Annotated in this window: 18 protein-coding genes and 1 pseudogene; 11 read left to right on the top strand and 8 right to left on the bottom strand. The window is 57.0% G+C overall.

Annotated elements, in window-relative coordinates; all coding sequences use genetic code 11:
- Window positions 1-251, top strand: a pseudogene (locus OK142_RS24480) (hypothetical protein); the annotation flags it as partial.
- A gap of 18 nt (window positions 252-269) precedes the next feature.
- On the opposite strand, the gene OK142_RS24475 reads toward OK142_RS24480, so the two are convergent.
- Complete coding sequence (locus tag OK142_RS24475; RefSeq protein WP_498685677.1) at window positions 270-680, bottom strand: pilus assembly protein N-terminal domain-containing protein; 411 nt, start codon at window positions 678-680, stop codon at window positions 270-272.
- 418 nt (window positions 681-1,098) lie between these two features.
- On the opposite strand from OK142_RS24475, the gene OK142_RS24470 reads away from it, so the two are divergent.
- The 9 genes from OK142_RS24470 to OK142_RS24430 all read left to right on the top strand — a co-directional run bounded on the left by OK142_RS24470 (window position 1,099) and on the right by OK142_RS24430 (window position 10,007).
- Window positions 1,099-1,284 (top strand): Flp family type IVb pilin, encoded by a 186-nt coding sequence (locus OK142_RS24470; protein WP_082183489.1) that lies wholly within the window; start codon window positions 1,099-1,101, stop codon window positions 1,282-1,284.
- Window positions 1,285-1,400: 116 nt separating this feature from the next.
- Window positions 1,401-1,913: an A24 family peptidase gene (locus OK142_RS24465; RefSeq protein ID WP_082183487.1), complete on the top strand. Its 513-nt coding sequence runs from the start codon at window positions 1,401-1,403 to the stop codon at window positions 1,911-1,913.
- Window positions 1,914-2,039: 126 nt separating this feature from the next.
- Window positions 2,040-2,846, top strand: coding sequence for a Flp pilus assembly protein CpaB (gene cpaB / locus OK142_RS24460; RefSeq protein ID WP_498685676.1), 807 nt, complete (start codon window positions 2,040-2,042; stop codon window positions 2,844-2,846).
- On the top strand, window positions 2,843-4,417 hold the full coding sequence (locus OK142_RS24455) for a type II and III secretion system protein family protein (RefSeq protein ID WP_003493274.1): 1,575 nt from the start codon (window positions 2,843-2,845) through the stop codon (window positions 4,415-4,417). Before cpaB ends, OK142_RS24455 begins: the two co-directional genes overlap by 4 nt.
- Window positions 4,418-4,473: 56 nt before the next feature.
- Window positions 4,474-5,166, top strand: coding sequence for a CpaD family pilus assembly protein (locus tag OK142_RS24450; protein WP_003493272.1), 693 nt, complete (start codon window positions 4,474-4,476; stop codon window positions 5,164-5,166).
- 34 nt (window positions 5,167-5,200) lie between these two features.
- Complete coding sequence (locus OK142_RS24445; RefSeq protein WP_035241450.1) at window positions 5,201-6,484, top strand: CpaE/TadZ family protein; 1,284 nt, start codon at window positions 5,201-5,203, stop codon at window positions 6,482-6,484.
- Between the two features lie 33 nt (window positions 6,485-6,517).
- The gene (locus tag OK142_RS24440) at window positions 6,518-7,990 is read left to right on the top strand and encodes a TadA family conjugal transfer-associated ATPase (protein ID WP_498685675.1); all 1,473 of its coding nucleotides are present in this window, start codon (window positions 6,518-6,520) and stop codon (window positions 7,988-7,990) included.
- Between the two features lie 15 nt (window positions 7,991-8,005).
- Window positions 8,006-9,010: a type II secretion system F family protein gene (locus OK142_RS24435; RefSeq protein WP_498685674.1), complete on the top strand. Its 1,005-nt coding sequence runs from the start codon at window positions 8,006-8,008 to the stop codon at window positions 9,008-9,010.
- A gap of 10 nt (window positions 9,011-9,020) precedes the next feature.
- On the top strand, window positions 9,021-10,007 hold the full coding sequence (locus OK142_RS24430) for a type II secretion system F family protein (protein WP_498685673.1): 987 nt from the start codon (window positions 9,021-9,023) through the stop codon (window positions 10,005-10,007).
- 79 nt (window positions 10,008-10,086) lie between these two features.
- Here OK142_RS24430 and OK142_RS24425 read toward each other — a convergent pair whose 3' ends face one another.
- Window positions 10,087-10,797, bottom strand: a complete 711-nt coding sequence (locus tag OK142_RS24425; RefSeq protein WP_003493261.1) for a tetratricopeptide repeat protein — start codon at window positions 10,795-10,797, stop codon at window positions 10,087-10,089.
- A gap of 256 nt (window positions 10,798-11,053) precedes the next feature.
- Here OK142_RS24425 and OK142_RS24420 point away from each other — a divergent pair, with 256 nt between their 5' ends.
- Window positions 11,054-12,448, top strand: a complete 1,395-nt coding sequence (locus tag OK142_RS24420; RefSeq protein WP_498685672.1) for a leucyl aminopeptidase family protein — start codon at window positions 11,054-11,056, stop codon at window positions 12,446-12,448.
- 62 nt (window positions 12,449-12,510) lie between these two features.
- On the opposite strand, the gene pncB is transcribed toward OK142_RS24420, so the two are convergent.
- The 6 genes from pncB to OK142_RS24390 form a co-directional block, all read right to left on the bottom strand.
- Complete coding sequence (pncB, locus tag OK142_RS24415; protein ID WP_065114598.1) at window positions 12,511-13,815, bottom strand: nicotinate phosphoribosyltransferase; 1,305 nt, start codon at window positions 13,813-13,815, stop codon at window positions 12,511-12,513.
- Window positions 13,816-13,972: 157 nt separating this feature from the next.
- The gene (locus OK142_RS24410) at window positions 13,973-14,332 is read right to left on the bottom strand and encodes a hypothetical protein (protein WP_498685671.1); all 360 of its coding nucleotides are present in this window, start codon (window positions 14,330-14,332) and stop codon (window positions 13,973-13,975) included.
- 95 nt (window positions 14,333-14,427) lie between these two features.
- Window positions 14,428-15,279, bottom strand: a complete 852-nt coding sequence (locus tag OK142_RS24405) for a C40 family peptidase (protein WP_216330524.1) — start codon at window positions 15,277-15,279, stop codon at window positions 14,428-14,430.
- 17 nt (window positions 15,280-15,296) lie between these two features.
- A complete protein-coding gene (locus tag OK142_RS24400) occupies window positions 15,297-15,641 on the bottom strand; it encodes a MarR family winged helix-turn-helix transcriptional regulator (protein ID WP_035219481.1) in 345 nt (114 codons plus the stop codon).
- Between the two features lie 511 nt (window positions 15,642-16,152).
- Window positions 16,153-17,259, bottom strand: a complete 1,107-nt coding sequence (locus OK142_RS24395; protein WP_003493245.1) for a DUF475 domain-containing protein — start codon at window positions 17,257-17,259, stop codon at window positions 16,153-16,155.
- Between the two features lie 292 nt (window positions 17,260-17,551).
- Window positions 17,552-18,478, bottom strand: a complete 927-nt coding sequence (locus OK142_RS24390) for a DMT family transporter (RefSeq protein ID WP_175414385.1) — start codon at window positions 18,476-18,478, stop codon at window positions 17,552-17,554.
- Window positions 18,479-18,722 lie beyond the last annotated feature (244 nt).

The raw sequence follows: 18,722 nt of genomic DNA, 5'->3' as shown, positions 1-18,722 counted from the left end.
CATCGCGAATTGCGTTCGCAGGCGATGGACCTGTGGGCGCAAATCGCTCGGGTATAAGCGGTACAACCCGGCCAGCGTCATCCTATTGCTTCTCGGCCATTAACTTTACGATGCCGTTTTTCGTTTTGCTGAAGTTCAGTGCCGATTTTCCTCGCAAAAATACCCATGACGCATACGAAGCCGCCTTTGTCACTCTGGACAAAAGGCTCGCTTTTTTCGCATGCGGAATCGCACTCTATTGTTGGTGTTGAGTTAGACGTAAGCCGGCTTTACGGCTGGGTGTCTTTATCGCCACTATTTTGCGAATGCTGCTCGCAATTGGGCGTACAGGAAAGCACGGTCCGCTCCGTCTGGCGGAACACACGAACCGTATTACCCTCGTCAATGGAAACGAGAATGCGTTCATCCACGATGGGATTACCTTCGGCATCGAGAAGAACGAGATTTGTCGTGCCGAAGCTGCGGCCGGTCAGCACGATCGTGGTGGCGTCCGCTACCGTGGCATCCGCGACTTTCGAGTTACCAACGATAACCTTGCTCACGGGACGATCAAGACGAAGGACACGGGCGTGATTCATCGAAACACGCAATATATCCTCCTGAGCAAAAACGGGTTGAAGCGTTCCTACCAGAATGACGGACACGCCGAACACAATTTTCGCCAGTTTTCCCGATGACACGCGTTTGGCCCCTGCTCACTACCCGCACTCTAATGTCCCATAGAATGCGGGGTTTTAGTGAATGAAGTGTTAAATGGCGGGAATCCATAGTGCGAATAGTAACCATTCGCCATACTCTAGCATTCTTTTGCTTTTTGCCAACCGCGCCAAAACTGAACATCCGTGTCTCATGTAGACATTATCAGGCCAAGAACGAGAAACGACCAACGGCGGAATATATCTGTTTATAGGTAAATATAGAAATGTATAAAATAACTTTTATTTTTATTTACCAAAGGAAACTCAACCTGCCGTTTACTTCGAATTAATCCTATTTTTTAAGTGCTTGGAAATCGCTCGGCTGTAGTTTGATCGCAACCGAACAACGGAAAACAAGTTGTCGGCGTGCTGAACCAAACACAGAGTTAGGAGAGACCCCATGACCAAGATTTTTGCTCGTTTCTTTAAAGATGAATCCGGTGCCACTGCAATCGAATACGGCCTGATCGCCGCCCTGCTTTCCGTTGCCATCGTGGGCGGCGCAGGAATGGTTGGCACACAGCTCGACCAGCTGTTCGACGGCATTGGTACAACGATGCAGACCGCTCGGCAGACAACGTTCTAATCGTTGTAAATGCTTGAACTCGGAATGCCGCTCAAATCCATGAGCGGCATTTTCGTATTGTAGTGAATGCATGCGCAATGCGCCTGACACCAATCGAATAAAGCGGAGTCTTCTTCATGGTTATAGCTGCCATTTTCCTGACGCTCCCGCTCTGCCTTGCTTTCGCGGCATTTACAGACCTCTTAAGTATGACCATACCCAACCGGATACCGCTTATCCTGTTACTCTCTTTTTTTGTGGTCGCACCCTTTTCCGGCATGGACTGGCAGACTTTCGCAATGAGCCTTGCCGCCGCAGCCGCTGTCTTTTTTGCCTGTTTCGCGCTCTTTGCGGCAAATGTCATGGGCGGAGGAGATGCCAAGCTGCTGACCGCGGCAGCCGTCTGGTATGGTTTCAACATCTCCCTGATAGAATTTCTGCTTTCAGTAACCCTCGTCGGCGGTGTGTTGACGCTTTGCATTCTGCTTTTGCGATCACGCTCGCAGGAAATCATGGTGATCGGCATTCCCATTCCGGACTCCCTGCTCGTGGCGAAAAGGATTCCCTATGGCATTGGCATCGCCATTGCCGGGCTTTTAACCTATGGTGAAGCACCGCTTGTAAAAGCGGCCATCGCCAGTCTTTCCTGACGAACTACTTCGCGCGCAGGAATTAAAGGCGCGTTAACCACAAATCCAAGCACAATATTAACTATAATTATACCAATCACGCGTCATCCTGAGGGGAGAAGAATCTGATTCCCTCAAGGATCGAGCATGAAACCGTCGCGTATTGTTATTCTATCCGTTGCTTTGGTGGCTGCCGGTCTTGCCGGCCTCGTCGCCATGCGAATTTCTGGTACCAAGCAGGTCATCGAGAAAGCGGAAACCATCATTCAGAAAGAGCCGACGGTGAACGTTCTCGTTTCCTCGGTCAACCTGCCCGTTGGCAGCCGCCTGAATGACAGTTCGGTGCGCTGGACGCCCTGGCCGCAGGGCAATGTCATCGACAGTTTCATAACAGAAGCGAAAAATCCGAATGCCATAACAGAGCTTTCCGGTGCCGTCGTGCGGCTGCCGCTATTTGAGGGCGAACCGGTTCGGCCGGAAAAAGTGGTTGATTCCAGCACCCGCATCATGTCGTCGCTTTTGCCGGCAGGAAAACGTGCAGTGGCGACCGAGATTTCCGTCTCGACGGGTGCCGGTGGTTTCGTACTGCCGAATGATCGCGTCGATGTCATCATGGTCCGCAAGGGCGATACCGGCAGCTTTTTGACGGAGAATGTTCTCAATAATGTCCGCGTGCTGGCGATCGACCAACAGATCAAGGAAGGCGAAGACGGCAAAACCGCGGTTGTCGGCGCAACCGCGACACTGGAACTGACCCCCGAACAGGCCAAGATCATAACGGTGGCGCAACAGATGGCGGACCGTCTCACCCTTGCCTTGCGCTCAGTCGCCGATGCGCAGGAAAACGACACGCTTTCAGCCGGCTATCTTCTCAATGGCGGCGCGGGTCAACCGGAAATTCAGGTGATCAAATCCGGCTCGATCATCAAGGGCAGTCAAGGAGCATCACAATGACCGGCGGAGCCATGACAAAGCGTCTAAAAAAACATCTGCGTTCGTCTATGGCGGGTGGCCTTGCATTTTGCGTGGCTTTTTCCGGCATTCCAGGTCAGCAGTCGCCTGAATTTCTGCGTGTCAGTGAAGCCGAAGCGCAAAGCGCCAGCATAGTGCGGATCACCGACAGCGGAACTGGTATTCGCAAGCGCCTGAAGCTGGGTCTGAACAAGGCGCTGGTCATCGATCTGCCGGAAGATGCACATGACATTCTCGTTGCGGATCCGAGCCTTGCCGATGCCGTCACGCGCACATCCAGACGCATTTATCTCTTCGGGAAAACGGTGGGGCAAACCAATATTTTCATCTTTGGCGACGGCGGTCGCGAAATCGTAAGCCTTGATCTTGAGGTCGAGCGGGATATTGCCGGCCTCGAAGCCAATATTCGCCGTTTCATTCCTGAATCCGACATAAAGATCGAGATCGTCTCGGACAATATCGTTCTTACCGGAACGGTGCGTACACCACAGGATTCGGCACGCGCCGTACAACTTGCCGAAGCGTTTCTGAAAGGCGGCGAAGCCACCACCCGCAATATATCGCTCACCGGCGGCGACAATGGCGGCGACGCGGCGATTTTTGCCGAAAACCGCCAGACGTCACAAATCGTCAACATGCTGACGATCGAGGGTGAAGACCAGGTAACGTTGAAGGTGACTGTTGCCGAAGTCAGCCGGCAGGTGCTGAAGCAGCTTGGCTTCAGTGGCTCTATCGGCTCAGGCAATAACGGCTTCGAGTTTGCAAATCCTTCCAATCTTGGAAACGCTATCGACACCGCCTCGCGGATAGCCACCGGTTCAATCGGCTCGCTCAAATTCGCCTCCTATCTCAATGCCATGGAGCAGGCAGGTGTCATGCGCACCCTGGCGGAGCCGAGCCTGACAGCGATTTCCGGCGAACAGGCGAAGTTTTATGTCGGAGGCGATTTCCGGATTGCCAGAGAACAAGAGGTGGAGGCCGACAAGCTAACGGGGATGGCAGGTAAAATCACCCGCGAAACAGAAACGGTCGACTATGGGATTACGTTGAACTTCAGACCGGTCGTACTTTCACCCGGAAGAATAAGCCTGAAGATCGAGACAAATGTTTCCGAACCAACCTATGAAGGCAACATGGTGACCGGGAACTTTGGGCGGAACGCCCCGGGTTCGACCTATCTATCGGTTCGCAAGCGCGAAACCTCCACAACTGTCGAGCTTCCCTCCGGCGGCTCGATCGTGATCGCCGGTCTGGTTCAAGACAATATACGCCAGGCCATGTCGGGACTTCCGGGCATGTCGAAGATCCCGATTTTCGGCACGCTGTTCCGCAGCAAGGACTTTATCCGCAACGAGACGGAACTGGTCATCATTGCCACGCCCTATCTGGTGCGGCCCATTGCACGCAACCAGATCGCCCGGCCGGATGACAACTTCAACCCGGAAAACGATGCAGCCATGTATTTCATGAACCGCGTCAACAAGGTCTATGGCCGCAAGGATCAGGTTCAGGCGGCTCCATACCAGGGATCAGTGGGGTTCATCTACAAATGACGACACGCGCACCAAATCCCTTCTCCAGAAAAAGCTCTACCCGGGCAGGAAATGTCATGCAGGAAACCTCTTCCTCTTTTTCCCTCACGTTTTCCGGCCGACGAGCCGGTTTCGTCGCAATGGCGGCGCTCACGGCCAGCCTGTTGCAAGGCTGCGCGCGTGACCCGTTGACGACCAATGCCATCCCCGATGACTACCGCACCCGCCATCCGATCACGCTGTCGGAGGCGGAGCATTCGCTGGATATTCCGGTTGCGGCAAGCGACAGCCGGCTGACCACGGCAATGGCGGACAATGTCCGCGGTTTCGCGCAGAATTATGCGTCGATGTCGACGGGTGTCATCAATATTCAGATGCCATCAGGATCAGCCAATTCAGCATCGGCATCAAGGATGGGGAAGCAGATCCGCTCCACGCTTTCCGGTGCGGGTATACCGTCGAGCAAGATTATGGAAACGCGTTACGCGGCATCCCCAAATGGCGATGCCGCGCCGATCCGCCTAAGCTATGTCGCCGTCACCGCGATGACCGGACAGTGCGGCCAGTGGCCCGAAGACCTTTCGGACAATAGTTTCGCAAACAAGAACTGGTACAACTTCGGGTGCGCTTCCCAGAGCAATCTCGCCGCACAGGTGGCCAATCCCATGGACCTCGTTGGTCCGCGCGGCATGAGCCCCATTGATGCCGAACGCCGCGCCGTGGTTATCGATACTTATCGTCAGGGCAAAAGCACGGCGACGGCAGACTGATGTGGTTCCAACAATTGTCACGGCAGGAAAGACGATGAGCGCGGTAGAATACGATATAAAATCAAGCGACGGCGCAGAAGCACAACAGCCTCTCCGTGCCGGGGATATGGATCGCCTGCGGCCGCTGCCGCGTATATCCGTTCATGCTTTCTGCGTCAGCGAAAACATGCAGGGTGTCATGGACGCATTGTCCGGTGACAGGCGCATGAGCAAGGTTACCCTGCGGGTAACCAAGGGGGATATTAACGCGGCGGCGACGATGTTTTCGTCTTCTCCCACCCCAAATCTCATCGTTCTCGAAACAACAAGCTCACCGGCTTCGCTGCTGGACGATCTTGCACCTCTGGCGGAGGTTTGCGACCCCTCCACCCGTGTCATCATCGTCGGCCGGCACAATGACATCACGCTTTATCGCGATCTCATCCGCAACGGCATTTCCGAATATCTTGTCGCCCCGGTCAATATGGCCGATCTGCTGGCCTCGATCGCAACGATCTTTGTCGATCCGGAGGCGGAGCCGCTCGGCCGCAACATCGCCTTCATCGGCGCCAAAGGTGGGGTCGGATCGTCGACGATTGCGCATAATTGCGCTTTTGGCATTTCGACCCTGTTTTCCACCGAAACCATTCTGGCGGATATGGATCTTGCCTATGGTACGGCCAATATCGACTTCGATCAGGATCCCGCCCAGGGCATGGCGGAAGCGGTGTTTTCGCCGGAACGACTGGACGAGGTGTTTCTCGACCGTCTCCTGACGAAATGTTCCGACCATCTGTCGCTGCTGGCGGCACCGTCTCTCCTTGACAGGACCTATGATCTCGATCGTCAGGCTTTTCTGCCGATCCTGGAGGTTTTGCAGCGCAGTGCCCCCGTCGCGGTTCTCGACCTTCCCCATCAATGGTGCGATTGGACACGGGCGGTTCTTGCGGAAGCTGACGAGGTGGTGATTACGGCCGTTCCGGATCTCGCAAATCTGCGCAATACGAAAAACCTGTTCGACGCGCTGATAAAATTGAGGCCTAACGACAAGTTGCCGCATCTCGTTCTCAATCAGGTCGGCATGCCGAAACGTCCGGAAATCGCTCCGGCGGATTTCCTCGACCCGCTGGAAATAGAGCCGATCGCGATCATTCCATTCGATACCCAGCTGTTCGGAAATGCTGCCAACAGCGGACGCATGATCAGCGAGATGGATGAGAAATCCCAGATCGCGGAAACTTTCTCGCAAATCGCCCATACCATCACCGGCCGCGCCGTCCTGCGCAAAAGCAAGCGTGGCGGTCTGGACAAGCTCAAGAATATTCTCAAGCGCAAATAGGTCTTCTCTTCGCGCCTATAGACGGAAAAGCCGATGTTCGGAAAACGCGGGCCCGAAGGCCCAGCCAGAGTCATAAAGCCGGATTTTGTCGCACCTGCCACCACGCCGGCGCCGACCATATCCGAGCCCCGGCCGTCGGCAATAGATACTCTTGAGCCCGGCCAATCGCCAGCAACGCGACAGGCACAAGCAGCTGCGCAGTCGCCGCAGAAAAAACGTGCCCGCACTGAAGATTATTACAACACCAAGAGCCAGGTTTTTTCCGCGCTCATCGATACAATCGACCTTTCGCAACTCGCCAAGCTCGATGCGGAGAGCGCGCGCGAGGAAATCCGTGATATTGTCAACGACATCATCACGATCAAAAGTTTTGCGATGTCGATCGCCGAGCAGGAAGAACTGCTCGAAGACATCTGCAACGACGTCCTTGGCTACGGGCCGCTGGAACCGCTTCTCGCACGCGACGACATTGCCGATATCATGGTCAACGGCTCCGGCCAGACCTTCATCGAAGTCGGCGGCAAAACCATCGAGTCCGATATCCGCTTTCGCGACAATAGCCAGTTGCTTTCCATCTGCCAGCGCATCGTCAGCCAGGTTGGACGACGTGTCGACGAATCGAGCCCGATCTGCGACGCCCGCCTGCCGGATGGGTCGCGCGTCAACGTTATCGCACCGCCTCTCGCCATCGACGGTCCAGCGCTTACGATCCGAAAATTCAAGAAGGACAAGCTCACGCTTGACCAGCTCGTGCGTTTTGGCGCGATCACGCCCGAGGGCGCGACGTTGCTCAAGATCATCGGTCGCGTCCGCTGCAATATTGTCATCTCGGGCGGCACTGGCTCCGGCAAAACCACGCTTCTCAATTGCCTGACCAGCTTCATCGACAAGGATGAACGCGTCATCACCTGCGAGGACACAGCCGAACTGCAGCTTCAGCAGCCGCATGTGGTGAGGCTCGAGACACGCCCGCCGAATATCGAAGGCGAAGGCGAGATCACCATGCGTGATCTGGTCAAGAACTGCCTTCGTATGCGCCCCGAACGCATCATCGTCGGCGAAGTGCGCGGATCGGAGGTGTTCGACCTTCTGCAGGCTATGAATACCGGTCACGACGGTTCAATGGGAACGATCCACGCCAATACGCCGCGCGAATGCCTCAGCCGTATCGAATCGATGATCGCCATGGGCGGCTTCACTCTCCCGGCGAAAACCGTGCGGGAAATCATCTCGGGATCGATCGACATTGTTGTTCAAGCCGCGCGCCTGCGCGATGGCTCACGCCGGATAACGCAGATCACCGAAGTGATCGGCATGGAAGGCGATGTCATCGTGACCCAGGACCTGATGCGATACGAAATCGAAGGTGAGGACGCGCAAGGCAGGCTGATTGGCAAACACGTCTCCACGGGTATCAGCAAACCCCATTTCTGGGATCGCGCTCGCTACTACGGTGAGGAAAAACGTCTGGCGGCCGCGCTCGATGAAATGGAAAAGACATCCTAAGGGAAGGCGACTGCCATGGACCCCACGATCGTGTTGCTGGCCGTACTTGTCGCCGTTTCGGCAGGGGCGCTGGCTTACGCCTTTCTTTTTCAGCAGATAGAGGTCGAGAAAAAGACCACCAGCCGCGTCAAACGGGTTAAGGCCGCCGAAACCGATCACGCTAACATCAAGGCTGCTCGGGACCGCGTTCAGGAGCTCGGCAAGCGCCGCAAATCCATGCAGGACAGCCTGCGGGATATGGAAAAGAAACAAAATGAAAAGGCAAAAAAGGCAAAGAATGTCAGTTTGCGCGACAAGCTCGTTCAGGCCGGCCTACAGATTTCAGTTCGGAAATTCCACCTGCTGAGCGTAGGCGCGGCGGTCTTTGCCTGTCTTATGGCCATTCTTTACGGCCTGTCACCGCTCATCGGCCTGCTCATAGGGGCCGTCGTGGCGTTAGGGCTGCCGCGATGGGGATTGGCGTTTCTTCTCAAGCGCCGGCAGAAAAAATTCCTCGAGGAATTCCCAAATGCACTGGACGTCATGTGCCGTTCGATCAAGTCCGGCCTGCCGCTGAACGACGCCGTGCGATTGATCGCGTCAGATGGGCAGGAGCCGGTGAAAACAGAGTTCCAGCGCGTCGTTGATGCGCAGCAGGTCGGCATCAGCATTCCGCAGGCGATCGAACGCATGATGCTGACCATGCCCCTCTTCGAGGTGAGCTTCTTCGGCACCGTCATCAACATTCAGGCGCAGGCAGGCGGCAATCTTTCGGAAGCGCTGTCCAATCTTTCAAAAGTTTTGCGCGATCGCAAGAAGATGCGCGCCAAGGTGAATGCTCTTTCGATGGAGGCTAAAGCGTCGGCGGTCATCATCGGCGCGCTGCCTTTCATCGTCATGCTGCTGGTGCACTTCACATCGCCCGACTATCTGTCGGTACTCTTCACCGACTTGCGCGGACACATCATTCTCGGAGCATCCGGTATCTGGATGCTGATCGGGATTTTCATCATGCGCCAAATGATCAATTTCGATATTTGAGGGCGCGGGCATGACGGGAAAACTTCTTTCGAGCCTGACGGATCAGCAAACAATCATCGCTGTTTTGGTCATGCTTGCGGTTTTCGCCACCCTCTACACGCTCATCATGCCGTTCTTCGAGCGGAAAGACTTCGCCAAGCGTATGAAGGCCGTGTCGTCGGAGCGCGATTTTATTCGCAGTCGGGAGCGCGAACGCATTGCGACCGTCTCGAAAGATGGAAAAACGTCCCTGCGCGGCAGCAATAATAAATCCGCGCGCCGCATCGTCGAAAAATTCAATCTCCAGGAAGCACTCGCGGACGCGAACACCATGACCAAGCTGCGCGCAGCGGGTTTTCGTTCACAGAATGCACTTAACACCTTTCTTGCCGCACGGTTCTTGCTACCATTCGCGTTTCTTGCCGTAGCCTTTACCTGGGTCTTCGTTCTTGGAAACCTGGCAGATAAAGCTTTTATTGTCAGGCTGATGGCTGTTCTGCTCTTCGGTTATATCGGTTTTTACGCGCCCAATATCTACGTTTCGAACGCCATGAACAAGCGGCAGGCCTCGATCAAGCGCGCTTGGCCGGATGCGTTGGATCTGATGCTGATCTGTATCGAATCCGGTGTGTCGATGGAGGCCGCGATGCGTCGTGTCGCGGAAGAGATGGGCGAGCAGTCACCCGAACTGGCGGAGGAAATGGTGCTGACGACAGCGGAGCTTTCCTTCCTTCAGGACAGGCGAGTTGCGCTTGAGAATTTCGGCATGCGCACGCAGCTGGACGGTGTCAAAAGCGTGGTGCAGGCGCTCATTCAAGCGGAACGATACGGCACGCCGCTGGCTCAGGCGCTGCGCGTTCTGGCGCAGGAAGGCCGGGAGGAGCGCATGAACGAAGCTGAGAAGAAAGCAGCGGCTCTGCCGCCGAAACTGACCGTGCCGATGATTATATTTTTTCTGCCGGTGCTCATTGCCGTCATTCTCGGCCCGGCCATTATCAGGGTGCTCGACACCTTCTGACAAAGTAAAAACGCCGCTCAACAGATTGAGCGGCGATCTTTTGCTGGCCCCGAGACCGATGAAGGCGTCTCAACGCGGATCAACCGGCTGGCTTATTGTCTTTTTTCGCCAGCTGCTGCCAGGAATTCTGCTGCGAAAGCATTGCACGCAGATAGGTCAGATTTGCCTGCGCCTGCTGCGGCGAGAGTTCCTGAACCGCGATGCGCTCGGCTTCCGCGAAACGTCCCTGAAGACCGACCACAAGTGCAAGGTTCTGGCGGACGCGGCTGTCGGCACCCGGCTGGGCGATGGCCGATTGCAGATATGTCTCGGCGGTGCGGGGATCGCTCGACAAGACATAGGACATGCCGAGGTTTGAAAGCACGCTTGGATCGTTGGGCTTGAGATCGAGCGCCTGCCTGTATCTGGCGCGGGCCTCGTTCGACCGGCCAAGCTGATCAAGCACCGCGCCTTCAGCGGAATAAAGCCGCCAGTCTGGGCGGTCAGGCGTCTGGGCTCTCTGGATGGTCGAAAGGGCCTGTTCGAGCTGGCCCGAGGCCGCCTGCGCCTTTCCGTAGGCGGCAAGGACCTCGCGGTCGGACGGATTGGCGATGGTGATCTGCTGCATCACGGCAAGCGCCTGGGTGTTCTTGCCGGTCATCATCAGCACATTGGCATAGTTCATGCCGGTGGACTTGTCCTTGGGGCTGCGCTCATAGGCTTTACCCGCCGTCGCCTCCGCCTGCCGCAGCTGATCCATGTTCATCTGGTCATAGGAGCGTGTGGCGGCGGGAATGGAACCGGTCGACATGCGGTCCGGCTTGTTTGTGCTCGCGCATCCGGAGATGGCTAAAACCAGCGCTGCGAGACATGCTCCCCGCAGCAACCCTGCCCGACCGATCTCGCCCAAAGAAAATGCAGTCATGGCAGCGCCCCCGACCAAGAATTATCGATCTTGCGCCCGACATACGACAGACTCACATGACGCAACTTTCGCTTAAGCAATAATCTGTTAACCCTAACAGAGCGTTAATCGCACCGATTCTCGACAGTTACGAAAGCAGACCATGGCGCCCTATCAGTTCATCGAACGCCCGACCCCTTTCAGCTCAAAAGCCGGTAGCACCCTGCCGGTTTTTGCCGTTACGCCCGCCCATATCGAACAGGGCGCCATCGATCCTGTCGCACTGGACTGGGCGAAAAAAGCGGGTTTCAAGGCGGAAGCAGGCGCCATATTGCTCGTCCCCTCCTCTGATGGTTCGCTGGGCGGCGTCCTTCTCGGCCTTGGCGGCAATCCATCCGAAGTCCCCTTCATCACCGGAAAGCTCGCCCGTGAGTTGCCGGAAGGCGAATGGCATGTCGAGACCGCGCCTTTGACGGCCAATCGCCTGGCGCTCGGTTTCGGACTCGGCAGCTACCGCTTTGACAAATACAAGACCACCAAGACCAGCGGAGCCAAACTTCTCATTCCGCAGGATGCCGAGGATGGCGAAATCAAGCGCATTCTGGCCGGCGTTTTCCTTGCGCGAGATCTCATCAATGTTCCGGCCAACGACATGGGGCCGGACGAGCTTGAGATCGCCTTCCGTGCGCTTGCTGCCCATTACAAGGCAAAGGTGAATGTCACCACCGGCGACGATCTGCTGAAGGAGAACTTCCCGTTGATCCATGCCGTCGGCCGCGCCAGCGAAAGCGCGCCGCGTCTTCTGGAAATGAACTGGGGCAAGAAGGGCAATCCCCGCCTGACCCTTGTCGGCAAGGGCGTCTGCTTCGACACGGGCGGTCTCGATATCAAGCCTGCCGCTTCCATGGCCCTGATGAAGAAGGACATGGGTGGTGCTGCCAATGTTCTCGGTCTCGCACTGATGATCATGGACGCCAAGCTGCCGGTCGATCTCCGCGTCCTCGTGCCCGCCGTCGAAAACTCGATCTCTTCCAACGCCTTCCGCCCCGGCGATATCTACAAAAGCCGCAAGGGGCTGACGGTCCAGATCGACAATACGGATGCCGAAGGCCGCCTCGTTCTGGCGGATGCGCTGGCCTATGCCGACGAGGACGCGCCGGACCTTATGATCGACATGGCAACGCTGACGGGTGCGGCCCGCGTCGCTCTCGGCCCGGATCTGCCGCCCTTTTTCACCGATGACAGCGATCTGGCCCATGATATCGCGGAAGCCAGCATCGATACTGACGATCCGCTGTGGCGGATGCCGCTTTACATGGGATACGACAAGGATATCCGCTCACGCGCAGCCGATATCACCAACGCACCGTCTGGCGGTATGGGAGGATCGATCACCGCCGCCCTGTTCCTCAAGCGTTTCGTCACCAATACGAAGCGCTGGGCACATTTCGATATTTACGGCTGGTCACTCAGCGAGCGACATCACTCGTCGATCGGTGGAGAGGCACAGGGCATCAGAGCACTCTTCCATTACATCGCACACCAGTTTGCGAAGTGAGCTGACGCCACCGATGATGTGACGCCCAAGGGCGCTTCGTTTACCGGAGCGCCCGGCCTCAATCAGACAAGAACCTTCTGTTCCTTGTGGTCTTCCTCGCCGAAGAACTTCAGGTAGCGCTCCACTTCGGCCGGTTCGCCCGTCGCTTTCTGCGGATTGTCGGAGAGCTTCACCGCCGGACGGCCATTGGCATCGCTGACCTTGCAGACGATGGAGATCGGCTTGAGGCTGGCGATGGTCTTCGGTGCGCAGCCGGCAAAATCATTGGTCAGATTGGTGCCCCAACCAAAGCTCATGCGGACCCGGCCTTCGAAATGCCTGTAGGTGTCGATGATGGCATCGACATCAAGACCGTCGGAAAAGATCAGCATCTTCTTGCGGGGGTCACGCCCCATCTTCTGCCACCACTCGATGATCTTTTCCCCGCCCTCGATCGGCGGTGCGCTGTCGGGGCGGAAGCCCGTCCAGTCCGCCACCCATTCCGGGGCATTGCGCAGAAAAGCAGCGGTGCCGAAAGCATCGGGCAGCACGATCAGCAGGTTGCCGCCGTAAAGCCGGTTCCAGTCCTTCAGGACCTGATAGGGCGCGGCAGCCAGTTCCTCGTTCGTCTGGGCAAGCGCCGCAACCACCATTGGCAGTTCATGCGCATTGGTGCCGACGGCCTCAAGGTCGGAATCCATCGCAAGAAGGACATTGCTCGTGCCGGTAAAGGCAGGCCCGATCCCTTCCTTCAGCGCCTCGACGCACCAGCGCTGCCACAGGAAGCTGTGACGGCGGCGCGTGCCGAAATCGGAAATGCGCAGGCCCGGCAGTTCCCGCAGCCGCTCTACCTTTTCCCACATCTTGGCCTTTGCACGCGCATAGAGAACATCAAGCGTGAAATAGCCGAGCGAGCGCATGGCGCTGCGTGAACGCAGCTCGTTGATGATCGCAAGCGCGGGTATCTCCCACAGCGTGGTGTCCATCCAGCGGCCGTGGAAATTCAGCTCATACTGACCGTCCCGCTTGAAAAGCTCATATTCCGGCAATTGATAGCTGGAAAGCCAGGAGAGGAATTCCGGCTCGAAGATTTGCGAACGGCCATAGAAGGTGTTACCCGCAAGCCAGATATTCTCCTTCTTGGAGAGACGCAGGGTACGCGCGTGATCGAGCTGCTCGCGCAGTTCCATCTCGTCGATCTCTTCGGCCAGCCGCACCGTCTTGGTGCGGTTGATCAGAGAGAATGTCGCATCGACTTCCGGATAGAGTTTCCAGATCATCTGCAACATCAGCAGCTTGTAGAAATCCGTATCGATCAGGCTGCGGACGATCGGATCGAGTTTCCAGGTGTGATTGTGGACACGGGTTGCTATATCGGTCTTCGTCATGCTTGCATTCCCCAGCATCGGCCCAGAACATCGGCAGGGCCGACGTCACCCCGCACCTCGGCAGTATTATCAACCTGTCATGTCAAAGATTTATCTGAAAAAGCGACAACAAGTCCAGAGTGCGGGCGGCGCAAACGCCGCTTTAAGTCATATTACTTCAGAAGGTCGGGTCGACAGGATTGATGCCAGGATACCAATCCTTGGAGACGGGATTTCTGCCGCCAAAGCTGGAAATGCCGTTTTCATCGGTGCAGCGGTAACCCTGAGCGGGAAGCCCACGACTTCCGAAAACATCCCGGTGAGGACCCCGTGAATAGCCCGTCGTACCAAGTTCGCTGTGGCAGGTATAACGGACCTTGGGTTGCAGCGTTCGCGGATCCTTGACGCCGGGCAAGTTCGCATAAGCGTCGGGCGCCGGGGCAAATCCGTTCTGATAAACGGTCTGCGCCCCAGCGGAAGCGCTCACCAAAATCGCCGTGAGGATCGCTGCCAATCGTGTCGCCGTTTTTGTCTTCATCGATGCCGGTCCCGTACCATCATTCATCCGATGTAGGCTGTCGGCAGCCTTCGCACAAAGGGCGGGGCAGGCACAATTTCGTGAAAGCCGCCGTCTCAGCTTTCCAGACGCCGGAAAGCCGTCGGCTGCTCATAAAGCCAGCCAATGCGCTCGATGGCCGCATCGAGATTTTCGCGCGCGACATTCATGGTGTGGCCATTGGCATGCAGCAGCGTATCTTCGTTTTCCATGAGGCCGACATGGCCCTTCCAGAAAACCAGATCGCCGCGGCGCAACTCGTCACGCTCGATTTCCACGCCGAGCGATTTCACCTGCATGTCGGTATCGCGCAGGACCCGTCGACCCGTCATGGCCATGGACAATTGCACAAGGCCGGAACAATCGATGCCGAATCCGGAGCGTCCGCCCCAGAGATAAGGTGTTTCGATAAAGCGCAGGGCCACCGCGACATAGTCTTCTTCAAGAGCGGCATCGGCTGGCTGGCAATGGGCGGCGATGATGCCCTCGCCGTTTTCGGTCAACAGGTAGCGGGTGCCGCGTGTCTCGGCCTCACCGACGATCCGGATCAGGCTGCCCATGGAAAGGGCGGTGACTGGCGGTTTGCGCAATTCTGCAGCCGGATAGAGGAAGGTGCGCGGCGCAACCACCCGGTGGGTGACGGCAACGACATCGCCGATTGCCGTCTCCGGCACATAACCGGCATAACCATCCGCATCCGCCTGCACCCAAGCCCAGCCGTTCGCGCGGTCGAAAACGCGCACGGTTTCGCCAGAAAGAAGCTCCGTGTCGATGCCGGCGGCCAGGTCCGGCGTCGGTCGCAGGCCAATCACGGGGACCGCGATTTGGGCGGGCGAACCGCTGACGAAACGCTCGGCCTGAACCACACCTTGCAGTTTCTCATCGGCCAGATCGGAGCGGAAGACATTCAGGCGGCGGTCGAGCATCATGGTTTCACATCCAGAGGTTAGATCTTGCGCGCCTGATCAATAATCAGATCGCCGAATTTTTCCAGATAGAGCGCACCTGCCACCGTGCGTTTTATCACAACATTGCGCTTGTCCCGCTCGTCCCGCACCCTGTCAACCAGCCCGAGCGCCCCGAGACTGTCGAGGGCGCGGGTGATGACCGGCTTGGTCACGCCCAGCATCGCAGCGAGCCCGCGGACGGTGTGGGGTGGCGGCACAAGATAAATCTGCAGCAGGATTGCGGTCTGACGCAAGGTCAAATCCGGCGCATCGGCTGTTACCTGCGCCGTGGATACGCGATGCCAAAGCCCCAAGGCTTCCGTCGGCGAAAGTTCTGCAGGCAAACCGGTCAACCTTCCAGTCGTTATCCAACCGTTTTCATTCAACCGAAAGCAAAACTCAAGAACCTTAGCGCACAAACAAAACCGCCGCGCCTTCGCAAACCTCTCAGGTCGCGCGGCACGGCGGTGTTTATTTTCCCGTTTTCCGGGCTTTCAATGTCCCCTCTGGACTTGCAACATGAGATGCAGGAAGCGTGCCAGTTTTGCTGCGACGCACAAAGGGCAGCAAAGTGGGCGATCGCAAAGGATTGCAATCCTCCCTTGCGTCATCCTCGGGCTTGACCCGAGGATCCACGATTTCAACGGGTTATGGATCCTCGGATCAAGCCCGAGGATGACGTGGAGTTTTGGAAAGATCTTTCAGTATCGCCCGGAATCAGCGATCTGACCTTGCACGCCTCAGACTGAGTAAAATTTGCGCGCTGATAACAAAGCAACAAAAATAGGCACCCAGCAATTCAATGCCTAAAAACCGCCTTCCGCCATGACAGCGGAAGGCAAGGATCATCGCGGATCAGATCTCAGCGCCGCGTGCCGCTTCAACCGCATCGGCGCTCTCGCGCCGGTTATGCCGGATCGAAGACCAGAGTGAGATGCCGATCAGGGTCGCACCACCAAGGCCGGTGATGACCTCCGGTATGTGGAACATGGTCTGGACATACATGATGACCGACAGGATAAGGATCGCGTAGAAAGCGCCGTGTTCCAGATAGCGGTATTCGGCAAGCGTTCCCTTTTCGACCAGCATGATCGTCATCGAACGCACATACATGGCGCCGATACCGAGGCCGATGGCGATGATGAACAGGTTCTGGGTGAGCGCGAAGGCGCCGATAACGCCATCGAAGGAGAAGCTCGCGTCGAGCACTTCGAGGTAAAGAAACGCACCGAAGCCGCCTTTTGCAGCGCCTTCCAGCACTTCCTGGCTACGATCGAGAATACCGCCGACGACTTCCACCAGCAGGAAGGTCAGAAGACCCCAGATCGCCGAATGGAAGAAGGTGTTGGCCGCAACCGGGCCAAGCTCCGGATTGTCGCTTGCGCCGATGATGCGGGAAAAGACCAGCATGACAACCAGCACGAAGGCGATCTCGATGCCCTTCACAGAGGAATAGACCGCAGCCTTTTCCTCGATCCAGCGCACCCAGTGCACATCCTTTTCATGGTCGAAGAAGAAGTTGAGGCCAACCATCATCAGGAAGGTGCCGCCGAAAGCAGCGATCGGCAAATGGGCGTCACGCATGATCTCGGAATAACGTTCCGGCTCCGTGGCGGCCATGACAAGCGCGGTCCAGGGGCCGACATTGGCGGCGACGACCACGATCAGCAGCGGGAAGACGATACGCATGCCGAAAACGGCAATCAGGATACCCCAGGTCAGGAAGCGATGCTGCCAGACCGGTGTCATCTCCTTGAGCTTATTGGCGTTGACGATGGCGTTGTCGAAGGAAAGCGAGATTTCCAGCACGGCAAGCACCGCACAAATGAAGAAGATCGTCGCTGTGCCGCTGACCGTTCCGGTCATTTCCCAGCCGAGATAACCGCCAAGGATCAGACCGACGACGGTGACGATAAAAGCCCACTTGAAGTAGGACAGTGTGGTTTTCTGGGCGGCGTTCATGTCCGGTTACCTCCGGTAACGAGAGCGATTGCGGAACGACGCAGGACGTCGGGCCGCACGCAGAAAGCACGCGCGCGAAGCACATTCAGGTTTTTCATAGTTTTTAATCCGCCGGCCAATTTTTGCAGGCGGTACCGACATCGCGAGAGCGCCGTAAAACTCTCGCCAGAGGGGCCCGGCACCTTTGTTTCCTCTGCCCTTGCGAGACATATGATCGCAGGACCCCTTCTTACTCCCTGAAGATCACGCCTTCGTCAAGTCCCGTGATTGTAACCGGGGCGGACAAGGAAGATCAAACCTGCTCCGCAGCCAGTCCTTCGGCGGTTTCGCGGCGACGTTTGAGCGTATTTTCGCGGAAGAAGATATAAAGGCCGGACAAAACAATCAGGCCTGCTCCAACGACAATACTCGTCTGCGGCATATCACCGAAGAACAGCCAGCCGAAAATCACCGCCCAGAGCAGCAATGTATATTGCAACGGCGCAACGGTTGCGGCATCGGCAAGTTTAAGCGCCCGGTTGACGAGCACGTGCGCCGCCATGGCGACCACGCCGAGAAGGCCGAGGAACGCGAGATCAAAACCGGACTGGACCGGCAACCAGCCGGACGGCGTGACGAACACCGCAACGATGCCCGCAAGGGCGGCGCCGATGATCTGCCAGAAGGCAAGTACGGTATCGGGCGTGTTGCGGAGCTGGCGTCCGGACAACATCATGAAGGCAAATGCGGCGCTGCCGAGAATGGAGAACAGAGCTGCGGAGGTGAGGCTCGCCGAGCTTGGTTTCAGCGCGATGAGAACGCCGACAAAACCGATGGCGATGGCCGTCCAGCGACGCCAGCCCACCTTTTCTCCGAGCAGAAAGGGCGAGAGCGCCGCCACATAAATCGGGGCTGCAAGCCAGTAGGTCATGACATCGGCCAGCGGCAGGCTCGCAACGGCGAAATAGAAACAGAAAAGCTCGGCGGTCGAGAAAAATACGCGCGCCACTTGCAGAAATGGCCGCTCGATTTTTACCAGGCCGGGAAGACCGGCTCTCCAGACGATCGGAACGAGGATGACAAGGGCCGCAGCACTTCGGATCAGGATAACCTGGCCCTGGCTATAGGTGGAGACGAGCCATTTCCCCATGGCGTCGTTCAACGCGAAAAGCAGCATTCCAAGCAGCATGACCGCGACGCCGAGGCCGGTCGGCGACAGCTTTCTTATCATATTCGACATGTCAGATTCCGATTTCTCCCAATGGCTGCATTGGTCGTTCAGCCAACCATGCCTTGTCAAGCCCGGAGCGCGAGGACTAGCACAATAATATTACTAATAGATCGAGGACGTCGGTTTCAGGTGATATCGTAAAGTTAATGGCCGAGAAGCAATAGGATGACGCTGGCCGGGTTGTACCGCTTATACCCGAGCGATTTGCGCCCACAGGTCCATCGCCTGCGAACGCAATTCGCGATGATGGCTG

The organism is Agrobacterium sp. BT-220-3 (assembly GCF_025910175.1).
GTDB lineage: Bacteria > Pseudomonadota > Alphaproteobacteria > Rhizobiales > Rhizobiaceae > Agrobacterium > Agrobacterium oryzihabitans.
The sequence above is the reverse complement of the archived record's forward strand: the minus strand, read 5'-3'. Positions and strand labels throughout refer to the sequence as shown.

What these genes read in the sequence shown, in the direction of transcription:
- OK142_RS24440 (WP_498685675.1), top strand. Translation starts at nt 6,518, where the DNA reads ATGTTCGGAAAACGCGGGCCCGAAGGCCCAGCCAGAGTCATAAAGCCG.
- OK142_RS24445 (WP_035241450.1), top strand. Translation starts at nt 5,201, where the DNA reads ATGAGCGCGGTAGAATACGATATAAAATCAAGCGACGGCGCAGAAGCA.
- pncB (WP_065114598.1), bottom strand. Translation starts at nt 13,815, where the DNA reads ATGACGAAGACCGATATAGCAACCCGTGTCCACAATCACACCTGGAAA.
- OK142_RS24430 (WP_498685673.1), top strand. Translation starts at nt 9,021, where the DNA reads ATGACGGGAAAACTTCTTTCGAGCCTGACGGATCAGCAAACAATCATC.
- OK142_RS24395 (WP_003493245.1), bottom strand. Translation starts at nt 17,259, where the DNA reads ATGAACGCCGCCCAGAAAACCACACTGTCCTACTTCAAGTGGGCTTTT.
- cpaB (WP_498685676.1), top strand. Translation starts at nt 2,040, where the DNA reads ATGAAACCGTCGCGTATTGTTATTCTATCCGTTGCTTTGGTGGCTGCC.
- OK142_RS24425 (WP_003493261.1), bottom strand. Translation starts at nt 10,797, where the DNA reads ATGTCGACCGGTTCCATTCCCGCCGCCACACGCTCCTATGACCAGATG.
- OK142_RS24410 (WP_498685671.1), bottom strand. Translation starts at nt 14,332, where the DNA reads ATGAAGACAAAAACGGCGACACGATTGGCAGCGATCCTCACGGCGATT.
- OK142_RS24420 (WP_498685672.1), top strand. Translation starts at nt 11,054, where the DNA reads ATGGCGCCCTATCAGTTCATCGAACGCCCGACCCCTTTCAGCTCAAAA.
- OK142_RS24450 (WP_003493272.1), top strand. Translation starts at nt 4,474, where the DNA reads ATGCAGGAAACCTCTTCCTCTTTTTCCCTCACGTTTTCCGGCCGACGA.
- OK142_RS24455 (WP_003493274.1), top strand. Translation starts at nt 2,843, where the DNA reads ATGACCGGCGGAGCCATGACAAAGCGTCTAAAAAAACATCTGCGTTCG.
- OK142_RS24405 (WP_216330524.1), bottom strand. Translation starts at nt 15,279, where the DNA reads ATGATGCTCGACCGCCGCCTGAATGTCTTCCGCTCCGATCTGGCCGAT.
- OK142_RS24390 (WP_175414385.1), bottom strand. Translation starts at nt 18,478, where the DNA reads ATGTCGAATATGATAAGAAAGCTGTCGCCGACCGGCCTCGGCGTCGCG.
- OK142_RS24470 (WP_082183489.1), top strand. Translation starts at nt 1,099, where the DNA reads ATGACCAAGATTTTTGCTCGTTTCTTTAAAGATGAATCCGGTGCCACT.
- OK142_RS24435 (WP_498685674.1), top strand. Translation starts at nt 8,006, where the DNA reads ATGGACCCCACGATCGTGTTGCTGGCCGTACTTGTCGCCGTTTCGGCA.
- OK142_RS24465 (WP_082183487.1), top strand. Translation starts at nt 1,401, where the DNA reads ATGGTTATAGCTGCCATTTTCCTGACGCTCCCGCTCTGCCTTGCTTTC.